Source organism: Actinomadura opuntiae, assembly GCF_030283205.1.
GTDB lineage: Bacteria > Actinomycetota > Actinomycetes > Streptosporangiales > Streptosporangiaceae > Spirillospora.
Genome location: NZ_JASNWF010000007.1, coordinates 23,794 through 41,579, shown reverse-complemented (window position 1 = coordinate 41,579; position 17,786 = coordinate 23,794). Strand labels below are relative to the sequence as shown.

15 protein-coding genes are annotated in these 17,786 nt (G+C 72.1%); 4 read left to right on the top strand and 11 right to left on the bottom strand.

Features of this window, described 5'->3' with window-relative positions; translation table 11 throughout:
• Positions 1-62: 62 nt before the first annotated feature.
• Complete coding sequence (locus QP089_RS16210) at positions 63-602, bottom strand: MmyB family transcriptional regulator (RefSeq protein ID WP_285912440.1); 540 nt, start codon at positions 600-602, stop codon at positions 63-65.
• Between QP089_RS16210 and QP089_RS16205 the strand changes: the two genes are divergently transcribed.
• Positions 582-1,388 carry an SDR family oxidoreductase gene (locus tag QP089_RS16205; protein ID WP_285912439.1) on the top strand — a complete coding sequence of 269 codons (807 nt, stop codon included), beginning with the start codon at positions 582-584 and terminating at the stop codon, positions 1,386-1,388. The two genes, QP089_RS16210 and QP089_RS16205, sit on opposite strands and share 21 nt — an antisense overlap.
• Positions 1,389-1,393: 5 nt before the next feature.
• Here the strand turns inward: QP089_RS16205 and QP089_RS16200 are convergent, their stop codons facing one another.
• The 3 genes from QP089_RS16200 to QP089_RS16190 form a co-directional block, all read right to left on the bottom strand.
• On the bottom strand, positions 1,394-2,653 hold the full coding sequence (locus QP089_RS16200; protein ID WP_285912438.1) for a cytochrome P450: 1,260 nt from the start codon (positions 2,651-2,653) through the stop codon (positions 1,394-1,396).
• A 94-nt stretch (positions 2,654-2,747) separates the two neighbouring features.
• Positions 2,748-3,992, bottom strand: a complete 1,245-nt coding sequence (locus QP089_RS16195) for a cytochrome P450 (protein WP_285912436.1) — start codon at positions 3,990-3,992, stop codon at positions 2,748-2,750.
• 168 nt (positions 3,993-4,160) lie between these two features.
• Positions 4,161-5,552, bottom strand: coding sequence for an aspartate aminotransferase family protein (locus QP089_RS16190; RefSeq protein WP_285912435.1), 1,392 nt, complete (start codon positions 5,550-5,552; stop codon positions 4,161-4,163).
• A 206-nt stretch (positions 5,553-5,758) separates the two neighbouring features.
• Here QP089_RS16190 and QP089_RS16185 point away from each other — a divergent pair, with 206 nt between their 5' ends.
• Positions 5,759-6,652: an alpha/beta fold hydrolase gene (locus tag QP089_RS16185; protein ID WP_285912434.1), complete on the top strand. Its 894-nt coding sequence runs from the start codon at positions 5,759-5,761 to the stop codon at positions 6,650-6,652.
• Positions 6,653-6,690: 38 nt separating this feature from the next.
• Here QP089_RS16185 and QP089_RS16180 read toward each other — a convergent pair whose 3' ends face one another.
• Positions 6,691-7,569, bottom strand: a complete 879-nt coding sequence (locus tag QP089_RS16180) for an alpha/beta fold hydrolase (protein WP_285912433.1) — start codon at positions 7,567-7,569, stop codon at positions 6,691-6,693.
• A 112-nt stretch (positions 7,570-7,681) separates the two neighbouring features.
• Between QP089_RS16180 and QP089_RS16175 the strand changes: the two genes are divergently transcribed.
• Positions 7,682-9,661 carry an AfsR/SARP family transcriptional regulator gene (locus QP089_RS16175; protein WP_285912432.1) on the top strand — a complete coding sequence of 660 codons (1,980 nt, stop codon included), beginning with the start codon at positions 7,682-7,684 and terminating at the stop codon, positions 9,659-9,661.
• 8 nt (positions 9,662-9,669) lie between these two features.
• On the opposite strand, the gene QP089_RS16170 is transcribed toward QP089_RS16175, so the two are convergent.
• The 5 genes from QP089_RS16170 to QP089_RS16150 all read right to left on the bottom strand — a co-directional run bounded on the left by QP089_RS16170 (position 9,670) and on the right by QP089_RS16150 (position 15,718).
• On the bottom strand, positions 9,670-11,262 hold the full coding sequence (locus tag QP089_RS16170) for a RecQ family ATP-dependent DNA helicase (RefSeq protein ID WP_285912431.1): 1,593 nt from the start codon (positions 11,260-11,262) through the stop codon (positions 9,670-9,672).
• Between the two features lie 149 nt (positions 11,263-11,411).
• Complete coding sequence (locus tag QP089_RS16165; RefSeq protein WP_285912430.1) at positions 11,412-12,677, bottom strand: SAM-dependent methyltransferase; 1,266 nt, start codon at positions 12,675-12,677, stop codon at positions 11,412-11,414.
• Between the two features lie 91 nt (positions 12,678-12,768).
• A complete protein-coding gene (locus QP089_RS16160) occupies positions 12,769-14,136 on the bottom strand; it encodes an FAD-binding oxidoreductase (protein ID WP_285912429.1) in 1,368 nt (455 codons plus the stop codon).
• Between the two features lie 217 nt (positions 14,137-14,353).
• On the bottom strand, positions 14,354-14,866 hold the full coding sequence (locus QP089_RS16155; RefSeq protein ID WP_285912428.1) for a DUF1707 and DUF4870 domain-containing protein: 513 nt from the start codon (positions 14,864-14,866) through the stop codon (positions 14,354-14,356).
• 36 nt (positions 14,867-14,902) lie between these two features.
• Positions 14,903-15,718 (bottom strand): polysaccharide deacetylase family protein, encoded by an 816-nt coding sequence (locus tag QP089_RS16150; RefSeq protein WP_285912427.1) that lies wholly within the window; start codon positions 15,716-15,718, stop codon positions 14,903-14,905.
• 179 nt (positions 15,719-15,897) lie between these two features.
• Here QP089_RS16150 and QP089_RS16145 point away from each other — a divergent pair, with 179 nt between their 5' ends.
• The gene (locus QP089_RS16145; RefSeq protein ID WP_285912426.1) at positions 15,898-16,269 is read left to right on the top strand and encodes a hypothetical protein; all 372 of its coding nucleotides are present in this window, start codon (positions 15,898-15,900) and stop codon (positions 16,267-16,269) included.
• Positions 16,270-16,899: 630 nt separating this feature from the next.
• Here the strand turns inward: QP089_RS16145 and QP089_RS16140 are convergent.
• Positions 16,900-17,478: a TetR/AcrR family transcriptional regulator gene (locus tag QP089_RS16140; RefSeq protein WP_285912425.1), complete on the bottom strand. Its 579-nt coding sequence runs from the start codon at positions 17,476-17,478 to the stop codon at positions 16,900-16,902.
• Between the last annotated feature and the right edge of the window lie 308 nt (positions 17,479-17,786).

The window sequence follows — 17,786 nt, the reverse complement described above, 5'->3', positions numbered from 1 at the left end:
CCGACGCACCGGAGGAGCCGGCCGCGTCCGGCGCGGCCGGGACGTCCGGCGCGACCGGCGTGTCAGTGCGCCACGAGCGCGACGGGGGCGGACTCCCGGAGCCGTTTGAGCGCCTCGTGGGACGGCGTGCCGGGGGCGGTGGTGTAGAGCACGACGCGCTGGTCGCGTTCCGGGACGTACAGGACGTCGCAGTGCAGGTCCAGCGGGCCGACCAGCGGATGGACCATGCGCTTGCGGCTGCTGCGCCTGATCCCGACCTCGCCGGCGTCCCACAGGCGGGCGAACAGCGGGCTGCGCTGCGACACCTCGGCGACCAGGGCGGCGATGCCGGCGTCGCCGGGGTAGCGTCCGGCCGCGGCGCGCAGGTCCGCGACCGACTCGCCCGCCAGTTCCGCCACGTACTCGTCGCTGCCGTACCGGTCGGCGACGGGGCCGGTGAACAGCCACCGGATCACGTTGCGCTCCCCGGGCGGCAGGGCGGCGAAGTCCGTCATCAGCGCCGCCGCCAAGGGGTTCCAGGCGAGGATGTCGTGGCGGGCGTTCAGCACGTAGGCGGGGGTGTCGTCGAGCCGTTCCAGCAGGTGCAGGATGCCGGGCGGCACCTCCTGGGACGGCGCGGCCGGAAGCTCCGGCGGCTCGCCCGCGAGATGGTGGAGGTGGCCGCGCTCATCACCGGCGCGAACAAGGGAATCGGGTTCGAGACGGCGCGCATTCTCGGTTCGGGTGGCAGGACCGTACTGATCGGTGCGCGTTCCGCAGAACGCGGCGAGAAGGCCGCGGCCGAGCTGGCGGGCGAGGGCATCGATGCCCGTTTCGTCCGCGTCGACGTCACCGACCAGGCGACCGTCCAGGCGGCCGCGGAATGGATCGACGCCGAGTACGGACGGCTGGACATCCTGGTCAACAACGCCGGGATCACCTCGACGGACGCCGCCGACCACGGCCGTTCGACGCCGCCGAGCCGGACGACGGTGGAACAGGTCCGGGAGACGTTCGAGACGAACGTGTTCGGGGTCGTCGCCGTGACGAACGCGATGCTGCCGCTGCTGCGCCGCTCCCCCGCCGGACGCGTCGTCAACGTCTCCAGCGAACTGGGGTCGCTGGCGCTGCACAGCGATCCGTCCGCGCCCGTCTACGGCACGAACCTGCTCCCCTACAACACGTCCAAGAGCGCGCTGAACGCGGTGACGGTCGCCTATGCGAAGGAACTGGCCGGCACGTCGGTCACGGTGGTCGCGGCGGCGCCCGGCTACTGCGCGACCGACCTGAACGGGCACACCGGTTTCCGCACGCCCGTCCAGGGCGCGACCGTGATCGCCGGAGCGGCGGCGGGCGGGGACGCCCCGAACGGCGCGTTCGTCGCCGAGGCCGGGCCCGTGCCCTGGTAGCGGGCTCAGAACTCGCAGGGCAGGTGCTTGATGCCATTGATGAAGCTGGAGTAGAGCCGTTCCGGCGGCGCGGTCGAGCGGATGTCCGGGAGCCGCCGGAACAGCTCGCGGAACATCACCGTGATCTCCTGCCGGGCCAGGTGCGCGCCGAGGCAGAAGTGCGGGCCCGCGGCGCCGAAGCCGAGGTGCGGGTTGGGGCTGCGGGTGATGTCGAAGGCGTCCGGGTCGGCGAAGACGGCCTCGTCGCGGTTGGCCGAGCAGTAGTACATGAGGACCTTGTCGCCGTCCTTGAACCGCTGCCCGTTCAGCTCGTGGTCGCGGGTGACCGTCCGGCGCATGAAGGTGACGGGGCTGGCCAGGCGGACGATCTCCTCGACCGCCGTCGGGGCGTACCGGTCGAAGTCGGACTTCCAGCGGTCGCGCTGCTCCGGGTTGAGAGTGAGCAGCTTCAGGCCGTGCGCGATGGCGTTGCGGGTGGTCTCGTTGCCGGCGACGACCAGCAGGATGAAGAACGACCCCAGCTCCTGGTCGGTCAGCGACTCCCCGTCGACGTTGCCGTGGACGAGGGCGGAGGTGAGGTCGTCGGCGGGCCGCTCGGCCCGCTCGGCGGCCAGGTCGCGGACCATGCCGCGCAGTTCCTCGGCGGCGCCGAGGACCGCCGCGGCGACCTCGGCGAAGTCCGGCACGTACTCGGGGTCGAAGGCGCCGATCACGGTGTTGGACAGGTCGAAGACCCGCCGGTACCGCTCCTCGGGGACGCCCATCAGATCGCAGATGATCGTCAGCGGCAGGCGGGCGGCGACCCCGGTGACGAAGTCGCCGCCGCCGGACGGCCGGAACTCCTCGATGATCCGCACGGCGGCCCGGACGATGTCGTCCTCGATCTTGGCGATCATCCGGTGCGTGAACGCGCGCGAGACGATCCGGCGCAACCGGGCGTGCCGCGGGTCGTCCATGTTGATCATCGAGCCGAAATACTCGAGGAACTCCGGCGGCGGGTCGAAGGTGCCCGCGATGTTGCCGCGCGAGGAGCAGAACACCTGCGGCGTCCGGCTGGCCTCGACGATGTCGGCGTGCCGCACCAGCGCGTAGTAGCCGGGCCCGGGCTCGGCGCCGATGAACGACATGTCCGGTTCGGCGAAGAACGGCGGCCGCTCCAGCGAGCGCAGCGCGGCGAACGCCGCGTTGCGCTCGCTCAGCGGCCGCGCCCAGAACTCCAGGTCGGACAGGTCGACGTCCTCGGGGCGGACGGTGCCGGTCGCCATGTGTCGCCTCCCGCGCCGGGCCGCCCCGCGTGGCGGCCCTCGCCGCCATCGTGACAAAGCGGGCACCGGCGTCAAGGGGGTCCGGCCCGCGGGCTCAGATCGTGTAGGGCAGCCGCTTGATCCCGTTGATGAAGTTGGACTCCAGCCGGTCGGGCTCGCCGGCCTTGATCCCGGGGACCTTGCCCAGCAGCTCGCGGAACATCACGGTGACCTCCCGCCGCGCCAGGTGGGCGCCGAGGCAGAAGTGCGGGCCGGGGCCGCCGAACCCGACGTGCGGGTTGGGGTCGCGCAGGATGTCGAACCTCTCCGGGTCGGTGAAGACCGACTCGTCCCGGTTCGCCGACCAGTAGTAGAGGACGAGCTTGTCGCCCTCCTTGATCTCGTGGTCGTTCAGCGTGGTGTCGCGGGTCGCGGTGCGGCGCATCCAGATGACCGGCGAGACGTACCGCACGATCTCCTCGACGGCGCCGGCGATGCGCCCCTCGAAGTCCTCGGTGAGCAGGGCGCGCTGGTCGGGGTTGCGGGTGAGCAGGTCCAGGCCGTGCGCGATGGCGTTGCGGGTGGTCTCGTTGCCGGCCACGACGAGCAGGATGAAGAACGACCCCAGCTCCTGGTCGGTCAGCGACTCCCCGTCGATGTTCGCGTTCACCAGCGCGGACGTCAGGTCGTCGGTGGGATCCTCGCGGCGGCGCCGGCCGAGCTCCTCGACCAGGCCGCGCAGCGTCTCGCCGGCGGTGAGCAGGGCGAGGGCGAGCTGCTCGGGGTCGCCGGAGGGGACGAACTCGGCGTCGTTGCCGGCGAGGATGACGTTGGTCGCGTCCAGGACGGTCTGGTACTGGTCCTCGGCGATCCCCATCATGTCGCAGATGATCTTCAGGGGCAGCCGGGCGGCCACGTCCGCGACGAAGTCGCCGCTGCCGTCGCCCGCGGCCACGCTGCCGACGATCTCGGCGGCGACCGCCTCGACCCGGTCCTCGAACCGCTGGATCATCCGCGGCGAGAAGGCCCGGGACACGATCCGGCGGATCTTGGCGTGCCGCGGGTCGTCCATGCTGATCATCGAGCCGAAGTACTCGTGCATGTCGCCGGGCATGTCCGGGATGCTGATCGCGCCGCGGCCCGAGCAGAAGTCCTGCGGGCGGCGGGACGCCTCGACGACGTCGGCGTGCCGGGTGAGGGCGTAGTAGCCCGGCCCCTGCGGCGCGATGATGATGTCCGGCTCCTCGAACCTGACGAGCTCGGGGTGCCACCGCAGCGCCTTGAACGCCTCGTGCCGCTGGTCGTGCGGGCGGCGCCAGAACTCCCAGTCCGTCAGGTTGATGTCCTCGACCCTGAGCACGTGCTATCACCTCGTCCGAACGTGATTCGGTTTACAAGCACTGTCTCAAAGTAAAGCGCGCGGGCGACACCGGACGGCGCGGTGACCCGCGTCACATCGCCGTGCCCGAGCCCCGACCGTACCGGACGTCCGGGCGCGCCCGCACCGCACCGGGCGCGCCCGGAAGGATCACAACCGCGCCCACGCCTCCGTCAGGACCGACCGCAGGATCTGCTCGATCTCGTCGAAGTGCGACTGGTCGCAGGTCAGCGGCGGCGCGAGCTGGACGACCGGGTCGCCGCGGTCGTCGGCGCGGCAGTACAGGCCCGCCTCGTACAGCGCCTTGTCGAGGAAGCCGCGCAGCAGCCGCTCCGACTCGTCCTCGTCGAAGGTCTCCCGGGTGTCCCCGTCCTTGACCAGCTCGATGCCGTAGAAGTAGCCGTCGCCGCGGACGTCCCCGACGATCGGCAGGTCGCGCAGCCGCTCCAGCGTCGCGCGGAACGCGTCGCGGTTGCGCATGACGTGGCCGAGGAGGTCCTCGCGCTCGAACAGGTCGAGGTTGGCCAGCGCCACCGCCGCCGACACCGGGTGGCCGCCGAAGGTGTAGCCGTGCGCGAACATCGTCGTGCCGTGCTTGAAGGGCTCGAACAGCCGGTCGGTGACGAGCATGCCGCCGAGCGGCGAGTACCCGGAGGTCACCCCCTTGGCGAAGGTGATGATGTCCGGCGTGTAGCCGAAGCGCTGCGCGCCGAACATGGTGCCGAGGCGGCCGAACGCGCAGATCACCTCGTCCGACACCAGCAGCACGTCGTGCCGGTCGCAGATCTCGCGGACGCGCTGGAAGTACCCGGGCGGCGGCGGGAAGCAGCCGCCCGAATTCTGCACCGGCTCCAGGAACACCGCCGCGACGGTGTCGGGCCCCTCGAACTCGATGGCCTCCTCGATCCGGTCGGCGGCCCAGCGGCCGAACGCCTCCGGGTCGTCGCCGTGCTCGGACGCCCGGTAGATGTTGGTGTTGGGCACCCGGAACGCGCTCGGCACCAGCGGCTCGAACGGCGCCTTCAGCCCCGGCAGGCCGGTCAGCGACAGCGCGCCGTGCGGGGTGCCGTGGTAGGCGACCGCGCGGCTGATCACCTTGTGCTTGGTGGGCTTGCCGGTCAGCTTGAAGTACTGCTTGGCGAGCTTCCAGGCGCTCTCCACCGCGTCGCCGCCGCCGGTGGTGAAGAACACCCGGTCCAGGCCGTCCGGGGCCAGCCCGGCGAGCCGCTCGGCCAGCTCGACGGCCTTCGGGTGCGCGTACGACCAGATCGGGAAGTAGGCCAGCTCGGCGGCCTGCTTGGCGGCGGCCTGCGCCAGCTCCTCGCGGCCGTGCCCGGCCTGGACGGTGAACAGGCCGGACAGCCCGTCGAGGTAGCGCCGGCCCGCCGCGTCGTAGACGTACGGGCCCTCGCCGCGGACGATCACCGGGATCTCGGCGCCGTCCTGCGACGCCGCGTGCCGCGCGAAGTGCATCCACAGGTGGTCGCGGGCCGCCTTCTGCATCGGTTCGTTCTGCTGGCTGGTCCTGTCCGGCTCCGTCATCACGCTTCCCTTGTCACGACCCGAGGACGCCGCACACAATGTGAGCGATCCAGTTGTCTCGATGCTAGGTGACAACGGAATTCGATGTAAATACGTATCTAGACACATGTATCCGTAGTGGTGCGGTCACGTGGCCGCACCCGGTCCGATCCGCGGCGGACGCGCCGGGGTAGCGTCGCCGCGGGACCAAGGAGGCGATCACCCGCATGGGCGACATCACGACCGGATCGGTCAGGGCGAACGGGCTGGAGTTCGGATACCTGGCGGCGGGCCCCGAGGACGGGCCGCTCGCGCTGTGCCTGCACGGCTTCCCGGACTCGGCGCACACCTGGCGGCACCTGCTCCCCGAACTGGCCGCCGCCGGCCACCGGGCGGTCGCGCCCTTCATGCGCGGGTACGCGCCGACGTCGGTGCCCGAGGACGGCGCCTACCAGGGCGGTGCCCTGGCCGCCGACGCCAACGCCCTGCACGAGGCGTTCGGCGGCGGCTCCGACGCCGTCGTCATCGGCCACGACTGGGGCGCCTTCGCCGCCTACGGCGCCGCCGCGGCGGCCCCCGGCCGCTGGCGCAAGGCCGTCGCCATGTCCGTCCCGCCCCTGGCGGTGATGGTCACGGCGTTCTTCGACTACGAGCAGCTCAAGCGCTCGTTCTACATCTTCCTTTTCCAGACGCCGTTGGCGGAGGCCGCCGTCAACCGCTCCTTCATCGAGGGCCTGTGGCGGGACTGGTCGCCGAAGGACTCCGGCTACGCCGCCGAGGACGTCGACCACGTCATGGACTGCCTGGCCACGCCGGACAACCTGGCGGCCGCGATCGGCTACTACCGCGCGATGCTCGACCCGTCCCGCCACGTCGAGCGCTATGCCGCCGAGCAGAAGGCGGCCTCCTCGGTGGGCGAGCGCCCCGTCCTCTACCTGCACGGTTCGGAGGACGGCTGCCTCGGTCCGGACGTCGTCGCCCCCGGAGGCGACCTCGGCGCCGTCCTGGCCGCCCTGCCGCCGGGGTCGCGCGCCGAACTCGTCCCCGGCGGGGGCCACTTCCTCCAGTTGGACCGTCCCGCCGACGTCAACCGCCGCATCCTCGGCTGGCTGGCCGACTGACCGGCTGGGCGGCTGGGCGGCTGGGGCGGCTGGGCGGCTCAGCGCGCCAGCAGGTCGCGGAGGGTCTTGGCGATCTCGGCGGGCGCCTGCTCGGCCATGAAGTGGCCGTGGTCGACCGTCCCGTGCACCAGGTCCGGCGCCCAGGCCGACCACAGCGCCCGCGCGTCGAAGCCGAGCGCGGCGCCCCAGTCCTGCTGCAGGACGGCGACCGGCATCCGCAGCCGGTTGCCGGCGTCCCGGTCGGCCTGGTCGTGCTCGATGTCGATACCGGCGGACGCGCGGTAGTCGGCGACGATCGACGGGACGGCGGCGCGGCACGCGTCCAGGTAGGCGGCCCGGACGTCGGCCGGGATCGCGTCCGGGCCGGCACCCCAGACGTCCAGGAAGTGGCCGAAGAACGGGTCGGCGGTCGCGGCGATCATCTGCTCCGGCAGGCCGGGCGGCTGCGCCATGAGGTAGAGGTGGAAACCGACGGCCGCGCTCACGCCGTGCATCGCGTCCCACATCTCCAGGGTGGGCAGCACGTCCAGGCAGGCCAGATGGGTGATCGTTTCCGGGTGGTCAAGGCCGGCGCGGAAGGCGACCAGGGCGCCGCGGTCGTGCCCGGCCAGCGCGAAGCGCTCGTGCCCGAGCGCGCGGGCGAGGGCGACGATGTCGGCCGCCATGGTCCGCTTGGAGTAGGTGTCCTGACTCTCCTCCGCCGGCTTGTCGCTCGCGCCGTACCCGCGCAGGTCGGGAACGATCACGGTGTGGTCGGCGGCCAGGTCGGCGGCGACGTGCCGCCACATCAGATGGGTCTGCGGGAAGCCGTGCAGCAGCACGACGGGGCTGCCCGAGCCGCCGACGGCCACGTTGAGGGACACGCCGTCCGCGACGGGGATCCGCTGGTAGTCGAAGCCGCTGATCGTTGTGGTCATGGTGTCGTCCTTCTCCTTTATCGGGTGTTGTCACCAGGTTGAGGGGCGCGAATGAGCATCCGGTCAGCGCGCTACCGTGACCAGGGGCGGCTTGCGGGGAAGGGCGAGACGGGTGGGGGTCGTGTTCGGGGTGCTGGGGCCGGTGACGGCCTGGGACGCGGCGGGCGCGCCGGTCGCCCTGAAGGGGCCGCGGCACCGCGCCGTGCTCGCCCGGCTGATCGTCGCCCGCAGGCGCGTCGTCCCGGTCGGCCTGCTGGTCGACGACCTGTGGGACGTCCCGCCGCCGGGCGCGGTGGGCGCGGTGCGGACGTTCGTGGCCGCGCTGCGCCGGGCGCTGGAGCCGGACCGCGCGCCGCGCACCCCGTCCCGGCTGCTGGTCACCGAAGGCCCCGGATACGCGCTGCGCGCGGAGCCGGACCAGGTGGACGCCTGGCGGTTCGAGCAGGCCGTGTCCGCCGCCGCCGAACTGCCGCCCGACCGGGCGCAGGCCGCGCTGGACGAGGCGCTGGGCTGGTGGCGCGGCCCCGCCTACGCCGACTTCGCCGACGAGCCCTGGGCCCGCGCGGAGCGCTCCCGGCTGGCCGAGCTGCGGTTGCACGCCGTGGAGCGGCGGGCGCAGGCGCGGCTCGACGCCGGGTTGGCCGCCGAGACCGTGCCGGACCTGGACGCGCACGTCAGCGAGCATCCATGGCGCGAATCGGGCTGGCGCCTGCTGGCGCTCGCCCTGTACCGGACGGGCCGGCAGGCCGACGCGCTGGCGGTGCTGCGCCGCGCCCGCGACATCCTCGCCGGGCAGCTCGGCCTGGACCCGGGTCCCGAGCTGCGGCGGATGGAGGCCGACGTGCTCGCCCAGGACCCGGGACTGGACCGCCAGGCCGAGCCGGAGTCGGCGGCGGCACGGCTGTGGACGCGGACGGCCGCCGACTACGACCGGACGGTCGCCGCGGGTGCCCGCACGCGGCTGGAGTCCACGGTCGGCCTGATCCGCGACCTGGCGGTGACCGGGGGCGCGGGGCTGGAGGCGGCACGGGGGCACCGGCTGGCGGCCGTCACCGCGGCGGAGGAGTTCGGCGACCCGGAGCTGACCGCCCGGGTGATCGGCGCCTACGACGTCCCGGCGATCTGGACGCGCAGCGACGACCCGGAGCTCGCGCGCCGGATCGTCGCGGCGGCCGAACGCGCCCTGGCCGGGCTGCCGCCGGGGCTCGCGCACGACGCGACGCGGGCGCGCCTGCTGTCCACGATCGCGCTGGAGATGCGCGGGACGCGCTCGCCGCGCGGCCCGGAGGCCGCGGCGGAGGCGGAGGCGCTGGCGCGGCGGCTGGACGATCCGGCGGTGCTGGCGTTCGCGCTCAACGGCGCGTTCATGCAGTCGTGCACGCGGGCGGGGCTCGCCGCCCGCAGGGACGCGATCGGCGCCGAGCTGGTCGGGCTGTCGGCCCGGCACGGCCTGGTGGCCTTCGAGATCCTCGGGCACCTCGTGCGGGTCCAGGCCCGCGGCGCGCTCGCCGACTTCCCGGCGGCGGACGACCACGCGGCGCAGGTCGGCCGGCTGGCCGAACGCCACGAACGCCCACTGGTCGACGTGTTCACGCGGTGGTACGCGGCGCTGCGGTCGGCCGCGTCCGGACGGGCCTCGGTGGCGGAGATGGAGGCGGCGTACCGGGCGGCTGCCGGGACCCTGGACGGCGCCGGAATGCCCGGCCTGTCCACCGGCCTGCTGCCGCTCGCGCTGTTGAGCGCGCGCATGCTCGGCGGCCGGAGCCCGATCGAGATCGACATGGAGGACGACTGGGGCCCGTACCGTCCCTGGGCCGAACCGCTCGCGCTGCTGAACGCCGGGCGGCGGGACGAGGCGAGGGCGGCGCTGCACGCCCTGCCCGAGCCGCCCGCCGACCTGATGTACGAGGCGATGTGCTGCCTGGAGGCCGCGGCCGCGCTGGACCTCGGCGACAAGCCCCTCCTGGAGCGCACCCGCGACCGGCTGCTGCCCGCCGCCGGGGAACTCGCGGGCGCGGGCAGCGGCCTGCTCACGTTCGGGCCCGTGGACGCGTGGCTCGACCGCATCGAGCGTGGCCTCGCGGCCGGTTAGCCGCGGGGCTAGAGGCGCTTGAGCAGTTCGTTCTCGACGACCGACTCCACGAGCAGTTCCCGATAGCCGACGTCATCGAACAGGACGGTGACGCGATCGCCTTCGCCCCCCACCACCTGCCCGTGTCCCCATTCGCGGTGCTCCACCTGTACGCCGGTGGGGAACGTCCGGTTGTCCGCACGCGCCTCGGCCCGTCCCGCCTCGCAGTTGTCGCACCGTCCGCAGCGCTTGTCGTAGCTTTCGCCGAAGTACCGCAGCAGAAAGCGGCGACGGCAATCGGTCAGCTCGCAGTAGCGGCGCATCATGTCGATACGCGTCCGTTCCACGTCGCGTCGCTGCTCCGCAAGGCGCGTCACCGCCGCGACCACGTCGTCCGTCCCGGGCGCGTCGCGGACGGGCCGGACGCGCTTGCCCAGCCGCACGGCATCGGCCTCTTGGAGCAGATCGAGGACGACGACGAGCCGGCGCAAGGAGACGCCGAGCCGCTTGGCCAGGTCTCGCCGGGTCGTCGGTCCCTCGTTCACCGCGCCGTACACATCGGCGACCATGTCCTCGTCCGGGAGGCCGCCGGTGAAGAACTTCGGCAGGGCCAGGTCGTCGGGCCGGTAGAAGCAGACCGCCTCGGCGCGCCCGCCGTCGCGTCCGGCGCGCCCGATCTCCTGGTAGTACGCGTCGAGCGAGCCCGGAACGTTCGCGTGGAGGACGAAGCGGATGTCGGGCTTGTCGATGCCCATGCCGAACGCGTTGGTCGCCACGACGATCCTCGTCGCGCCGTCCATGAAGGACGCCTGCACCTCATCGCGCTCGCTCTTGCGCAGCCCGGCGTGATAGGGACGGGCGCCGTCCAGCCGGTCGGCGTACCGGACGGCTTCCCTGCGTGTGCCCACGTAGACGATGCCGGGGCCCTCCCGCTCTTGCGCGGCCGCCACGACGGCGTCCGACTGCTCCTCCGCGTCCCGGAATCTGCGCACCGCGAGCCCGATCTCGGGCCGGTCGAACCCCCGGATGACCTCCACGGGATCGCGCAGCCCGAGCCGTTCGACGATCTCGGCGCGGACCGGCGGCGCCGCCGTCGCGGTCAGCGCCGCCACCACCGGACGCTCGGGGAGCGACTCCACGACCGCGCCCAGCCGCAGGTAGTCGGGACGGAAGTCGTGGCCCCACGCCGTGATGCAGTGCGCCTCGTCCACCACCAGGAGCGCGGGCGGCGCGCCCATGAGGAGCCGGCGCACGTCGTCGCGCAGCAACTGCTCGGGGGCCATGAACACGAACGCCGCCGCGTCCCCGGCCAGCGCCGCCTCCGCCTTCTCCCGCAGCCCGCGCCCCGTCGCCGCGTTCAGCACATGGGTCTCCAGCCCCGCCTCCCGCAGCCCGAGCGACTGGTCGCGCTGCAGCGACACCAGCGGCGACACCACCACGACCGGCCCGCCCAGCACGATCCCGGCGACGTCGTACACCGCCGACTTCCCGCCGCCCGACGGCATGACGACCAGCGCGTCACGGCCGCCGGCGAGCGCCTCCATCGCCTCGCGCTGACCCGGCCGCAGCCGCTCCAGACCCAGTGCCCGTCGCGCGACCTCACCGACGTCCCGTTCGTCCACGCCACCCCTGCTTCCCCGGAGAGAAGGGCACATGCGCACGGGCGGCGTCAGGCCTGGTCATACGAGAGGCCTGGTCATACGAGAAGGCGGCGGGCCGGCCGGTCACCCGGCCGATCCGCCGCCACCCGCTGGCGGGAGCGTCCGCCCCGTCACACGCCCCAGTCGGGACGCAGCGGCATGTGGCTGCCGCCGTTCTCGTCGAGCTTCACGCCCAGGGTCTGGTGCAGCTGGATCCAGTTCTGGTTGAAGCCCAGCACGCAGCCCGCCATGTAGACGCGCCACACCCGGGCCGTGCCCTCGCCGACCTCGGCGACGGCCTCGTCCCAGTGCTCGTCCAGGTTCCGGCACCATCCGGTGAGGGTCCGCGCATAGTGCTCGCGCAGGTTCTCCTGGTGCCGGATCTCGAAGCCCGCGTCGTTCATCTGCTGCTGGACGTAGCCCGGCCCCTCCAGCTCACCGTCCGGGAACACGTACCGGTTGATGAACCCGTTCTCCTTGCGCGGAGGCACCAGGTTGTTCGGACGGGTGATGGTGTGGTTCAGCATCCGCCCGCCGGGCTTCACCTTCCCGTACAGGAACGAGAAGTACGACGGCAGGTTCTTCTTGCCGATGTGCTCGGTCAGGCCGATGGAGCTGATGGCGTCGAAGCCCGTCTCGGTCACGTCGCGGTAGTCCATGTGCCGGACCTCCGCCAGGTCCGACAGGCCCCGGTCGGCGATGGCCTTCTGCGCCCACTCGGCCTGCTGCTTGGACAGCGTCACCCCGAGCGCCTTCACGCCGTACTCCTTGGCGGCGTGCATCACCATCCCGCCCCAGCCGCAGCCCACGTCCAGCAGCCGCATCCCGGGCTTCAGCCCGATCTTCTTGGCCACCAGGTCGTGCTTGTGGAACTGCGCCTCCTCCAGCGTCGAGTGCTCCTCGGGGAAGCACGCGCACGTGTAGGCCATGGACGGGCCGAGCACCCACTCGTAGAACGTGTTGGACACGTCGTAGTGGTGCGAGATGGCCTTCGCGTCGCGCCGCTTGGTGTGCCGCAGCCACGACGGGATGCGGCTGAAGGGCGCCTCCTGCGGCGGCGGGTCCAGCCGGCGGGACATCGCGGCGCGCAGCAGCGGGTCCTTCAGCACGCCCGCGACGACCCGCGCCTTGTCGCGCGGCGTCACGTCGCTGAGCACCTGCTGCATCGTCGTCAACGCCTCGATCATGTTCCCGTCGACGTCGATCATGCCGGTCACGTACGCGCGGGCCAGACCGAGCGCCCCCGGCGAATGCACGAGATAGGACACCGCGTAGGGCGAGCGGATGTCGAACCGGATCGGCGCGCCGGGAACCCCCGACCGCGAACCGTCGTACGCCGTGAACTCCACTGGCGCCTCAGCCCCGGCGAGCTGCTCGAAGACCCTGGCCAGCGTCATCTTGATCCTCCTGTCTCTTCGCCCCGGACGGGACGGCGATGGTCGACCGCCGGACCCTCCGGGGCCCACCCCCCGAAACCGCGGACGCAGGTCAGCGTCCGCGCACGCACTTGTCGTAGAGGTCCAGCAGCCGCTCGCCGGGGTCGTACTCCCCCTTGAGCCGCCGGTAGGTCTCCCCGTCGTAGTACCGCCAGAACTCGTCCCTGCCGTAAAAAGCGGTCGAGTACAGGGACTTGTGGCCGTCAAGCTTGGCGACCTCGCGCTCGATCAGCCGGTTGTGGTACTCGGGGATCTGACCGGGAGGAAGCCGGACCGTCCCCCAGAACCCGACGTTGACGTACGGGCGGCCGACCTCCAGCGGGTACAGCGGCCAGCGCTCCTTCGCGCGCAGCGGGCACAGCCAGATCGGGCTCATCCCCACCTTGCCGTGGAAGAACTCCAGGAACTCCGGCAGCCGCTCGACCGGCACCTCGATGTCCTGGATGACGTCCTCGCGGGGACGCAGCCCGCGCCACCGCTCCACACGCGCGATGATCTGGTACCGGCGGTCGTAGGCGACCATCTTGCGGTACACGTCGGAGCGCTTGTACTTGTCCGGCCACAACCGCCGCACGGTCGGGTTCTGCACGCCGAACGCGCCCGAGCACCAGAACCAGTCGGTGTCCCAGCGCCAGATGTAGTCGCGCACCGTCAGGAAGTCGACCGAGCGCTCCTGGATCGACCGGTAGTAGATCCCCTGGCCGGTGTAGTCGGAGGTGTAGGGCGCGTCGTCGGCGAAGAAGCCGAGCGTGATGTACTGCTCGCCCGCGCTGAACACCGTCCCGTCCACGAAGTCGACGGCCTCGCCCTCGAACTGCCCGGACTCGGTGATCTCGCCCATCGTCTTCGCGAGCTCCGCCGCGTCGCCGAACCGCAGGTGCCGCAGCCGGACGTACGGCCGCACCGGCCGCAGCTCGATCTTCAGCCGCAGCGAGTAGCCGAGCGTCCCGTAGGAGTTCGGGAAGCCGTAGAACAGGTCGGAGTGCTCGTTGTCGCGCGTCGCGGTGACGATCCGCCCGTCGCCGGTCAGCACCTCCATCTCCAGCACGCCCTCGTGCGGGAGGCCGTCGCGGAACGACGTCGACTCGATGCCGAGCCCGGTCACCGCCCCGCCCAACGTGATCGTCTTCAGCTGCGGGACGACCGTCGGCATCAGCCCGTGCGGCAGGGTCGCGTCGACCAGGTCCTCGTAGGTGGTCATGCCCTGGACCTGCGCGGTCCGCTCGTCCGCGTCGACGCTCAGCACCCGGTCGAAGCCCGACACGTCGAGCCCGGGGGCCGCCGAGGGGTCGCGCCACCGGAACAGGTTCGAGGTCTTCTTCGCCAGCCGCACCGGCGTGCCGGCCGGGATCGCCTCGTACGACCGCCGGAGGGCCTCCACCGCCCGCTGGTGATCGTCCTTGAGCGCAAGCTCCGTCATCTACCCCTCCCTTGCATAGTTAAGCCATGATCCCATGTACCGTCCACATAACCCGGACGTTAGGGTCATCACAGGTAGGGAGGGGAATAAAGGCACGTCGATGATCATCTGCGGTCCGGCTCCTCGGGACGCGGCCGCCCGGCGAGGCGGCCAACGTTCACTTTTCCCCCGCCGTCCGCGCCGACAAACCCGTCCGCGGTCACCGCGCCGGAGGCCGCTACTTCACCAGGCGCAGAATCCACGGATAGCGGAAGCCGCGCCCGGCGAGCGCGAACACCGCCGCGATGAGGGACAGTATCCACGTCACCGCGTACAGCGCTCCGCCGACCCCGAACGTGACGATCGTGATCAGCAGCAGGGTGACCTGGAGGTTCACCGCCTCCCGCGCCTGCCGCCTGATGTAGTCCGAGCGCTTGCCGCTCACCAGCATCAGCACCAGCGGGCCGACGAACAGCGTCGGCACCGCCACCGCGTGCGCCGCCGCGGCCAGCATCCGGTCCTCGCCGTTCGGTTCCGCGACCTGGAGCCCGCGCCCCCGCACCGGTTCCAGGTCGCGGGTCACCGCCGCGAGGTCGTCGCGCGTCTTGGACGTCATCGCCAGATGCGCGCGCATGTCGAACTCGTCGTGGTCGAGCCTGCCCTCGGCGTATGCGTCCTGAAGCCGCCGGACCACCTCGTCCCGCTCGGCGTCCGACACCCGCAGGGCCCCCACCGCGTAACTGCTGTCCATAGACCTCATGGTCGGCGCGGCGCCCGGCCGGCACCATCAGGGAAGTCCCTGATGGTCCCCTGACTTCAGCTGGACGTACTCCTCCCCGGGGGTGAGCGACCCGCCGAACAGCTCCGGCACCGTCACGAACGCGTAGCCCCTCGCCGCCAGCTTCTCAATGATCGACGGGACGGCGTCCACCGTCGTCGGGTGGATGTCGTGCATCAGCACGATGTAGCCGGGCCGCACCGCCTTCAGCACCCGCCGCTCGACGTAGCGGGTGTCGCGGTGCTCCCAGTCGAGCGGGTCGACCGTCCACAGCACCTGCGCCAGCCCCATCCGCCGCGTGATGGCGGTCAGCCGCTTCGACACCGACCCGTAGGGCGGCCGCAGCATGTCCGGCGTGATGCCGGACGCGCGCCGGATCGCCTCCTGCGTCCTGGTCAGCTCCGACAGGATCTTCTTCCTCGACGCCCTGCCGAGGTCGGCGTGGGTGTAGCTGTGATCGGCGATCTGGTGCCCGGCCTCGTGCTCGCGCCGCACCAGCTCGGGGTACTTGGCCGCCTGCTCCCCCACGATGAAGAACGTCGCCCGCACATGGTGCGCGGCGAGGATGTCCAGGAGCCTCCCGGTGCTCTCCGCGGGCCCGTCGTCGAACGTCAGCGCAACGCACTTGACCCGCCGGCAATCCACCCGCGCCACCGCACCATGCTGGGCGCCGGCGGAGCCGCGGTGCTTGGGCACGGGCGCCGGAGCGGACGCCGCGGCGAGCCCGACCCGCTGCGGGCCCGGGCCCAGCGTGCTCAACGCGCCGCACACGGTGGCCGCGAGCACGGCGGCCGCCGCCCGCCTGACCAGGATCGGCCCGTCCATCAACACCCCCCGCTGTTGATCTCCCAGGCCCGGCCAGTCTAGGGTGCTGTGCCCGGCTCGCCGGGGACGACCGCCGCTGTGTCGGGAACCCGGTGACGCCGGATGTTCGTTGTCCGCAGACACCCCACCGGTCCCGAACCCCCCGCTTCCGGGACCCGCACCGACGACAGGGACAGGCGATGAGGTTCCGGGACCGATTCGGCATCCGCAGGCACCGCGGCGCCACGGTGACCAAACTCGACCGCGAGGCGACGGACGCCGACATCGAGGCGCTGATCTCCTTCGCGCGCGACCGCCGCGGCGTCGAGTTCTACATCGAGCCGGAGACGTTCGCCACCGACACCACCGCGGTCGCGGTCGCCCACGACGGCGAGTGGACCCGCCGCCGCGTCGGCTCCCCCAAGGTCATCGGCAAGGTCGCCCGCGACCTCGGCGTCCCGGCCTACGACGTGCAGATCGTCGGTTACCCGCCGCGCATGCGCGCCTGGAACGAGCGCAACCGCGACCGCCGCATAGACCCCGGCACCCCCGGCCAAGCCGTCTCCCCCTAACCCCACCCCCAGAACCACGCCCTCCCACAAAGCCCCACCCCACCCAGCAACCACCCCCAGCGCGCAGACGTCACACAACAACCACCCCCCAAAGCAGACCCCCAAACGAACGCGAACGCTCACCTAGCGAGCGAGCGGCCGCCTACAAGCAGAGCGCCGAGCACAAGGGCGGACGGTCACCCGACGGGCGGCCAGTTCTCGAGCAGGCGGTGCCCAGGACACAGCGCCAGGAGACGTCCACATCGCACGCCAAGGCGACCAGCCAACGAGCGGCCATCTACACGCGGCCCCCGACGGGGAGGCTGGACGATCCACCGGCAGCCGCCAGCCATTGTGAGCAGGACGTCGAGGACGTCCAAGCGCGATGCCACGAGGCACTCTCAGCGCGCAGAGATGTTCGGTCGGCGACCTGTCACCTGCACGCAGAGCCCCCAGGGTGAGAGCGGGCGGTCAGCCGACAGGTGGCCAGTTCTTGAGCGGGCGTCGAGAACGCCCAGGGCACGATGCCAAAAGGCACTTAGCGCGCGTAGAGACGTTCGGCCGACGACCGTCACCTGCAGGCGGGGCGTCCAGGGCGAGGGTGGACGGTCAGGCGGTGGGCGGCTGGCTGCTGGCCGCGTGGGTGGATGGTTAGTCGGTGGGGGGCCAGTTTTTGAGCAGGGTGTCGAGGGCGTCCAGGGCGCTGTGCCAGGAGGCGTCCACGTCGCGGGCCGCGCGGGAATGGTCGAAACCGCCCGACTCCTCGAGGCTCACGTAGCCGTGGAAGACGCTTCCGAGCAGCCGCACCGCATCGGTCTGGGCCGGCTCTGGCAGGTCGTAGCCGCGCAGGATCGCCCGCATCATCTCCGCGTGCCGGCCCGCCGCGCTGGCGGCCGCCGTCTCCGGATCGAGCCGCAGGCGCGCCGCCGCGTACCTTCCCGGGTGCTCCTTCGCGTAGGTGCGGTAGGCGCCGGCGAAGGCGACCAGAGCCTCCTTGCCCGCACGGCCCGCGAGCGCGGCGGCGGCCTCGTCGGCGAGTTCCTGCAGGGCCAGCAGCGCCACCCTGGCCCTGAGGTCCTGCAGGTTCTTGACGTGCGAATACAGGCTCGCGTCCTTGACGCCGAATCTGCGCGCGAGCGCGGAGACCGTCACCTTCTCGAAGCCGATCTCGTCGGCCAACTCCGCCGCCGCCCGCGTGAGCCGCTCGGCGGTCAGCCCCGCGCGTGCCATCTGCCGCCCCTCCGGCCGCCCTCAAGAAGACCGACCATCTGCCTCACAGACCTAGGACTCTAGGCGACAGCCGTCGAGGACGGGACGCGCCTCTTCGGCGGCCGGACCGCGTCGGCCACGCGCGGGCCAACTCCAGGCCGCCGTAGTGGCCTGCCCCCCGTCCCGGAGGGGCAGGCCACTACGGCCCCCGCGCGCGACCGTCTGCATCAATCGTCTGCCGCGATGCTGGCCGGGGCGGCGGGCCGGGGCTTCTGTGGGTTGGCGTTGGCTGGTTCACTGGGGCGGCTCTTTCGGAGGGGTGGTGGTTT

Coding starts and splice junctions, on each gene's coding strand:
- QP089_RS16200 (WP_285912438.1), bottom strand. CDS start 2,653: ATGGCGACCGGCACCGTCCGCCCCGAGGACGTCGACCTGTCCGACCTG.
- QP089_RS16190 (WP_285912435.1), bottom strand. CDS start 5,552: ATGACGGAGCCGGACAGGACCAGCCAGCAGAACGAACCGATGCAGAAG.
- QP089_RS16185 (WP_285912434.1), top strand. CDS start 5,759: ATGGGCGACATCACGACCGGATCGGTCAGGGCGAACGGGCTGGAGTTC.
- QP089_RS16180 (WP_285912433.1), bottom strand. CDS start 7,569: ATGACCACAACGATCAGCGGCTTCGACTACCAGCGGATCCCCGTCGCG.
- QP089_RS16165 (WP_285912430.1), bottom strand. CDS start 12,677: ATGACGCTGGCCAGGGTCTTCGAGCAGCTCGCCGGGGCTGAGGCGCCA.
- QP089_RS16160 (WP_285912429.1), bottom strand. CDS start 14,136: ATGACGGAGCTTGCGCTCAAGGACGATCACCAGCGGGCGGTGGAGGCC.
- QP089_RS16155 (WP_285912428.1), bottom strand. CDS start 14,866: ATGGACAGCAGTTACGCGGTGGGGGCCCTGCGGGTGTCGGACGCCGAG.
- QP089_RS16150 (WP_285912427.1), bottom strand. CDS start 15,718: ATGGACGGGCCGATCCTGGTCAGGCGGGCGGCGGCCGCCGTGCTCGCG.
- QP089_RS16145 (WP_285912426.1), top strand. CDS start 15,898: ATGAGGTTCCGGGACCGATTCGGCATCCGCAGGCACCGCGGCGCCACG.
- QP089_RS16140 (WP_285912425.1), bottom strand. CDS start 17,478: ATGGCACGCGCGGGGCTGACCGCCGAGCGGCTCACGCGGGCGGCGGCG.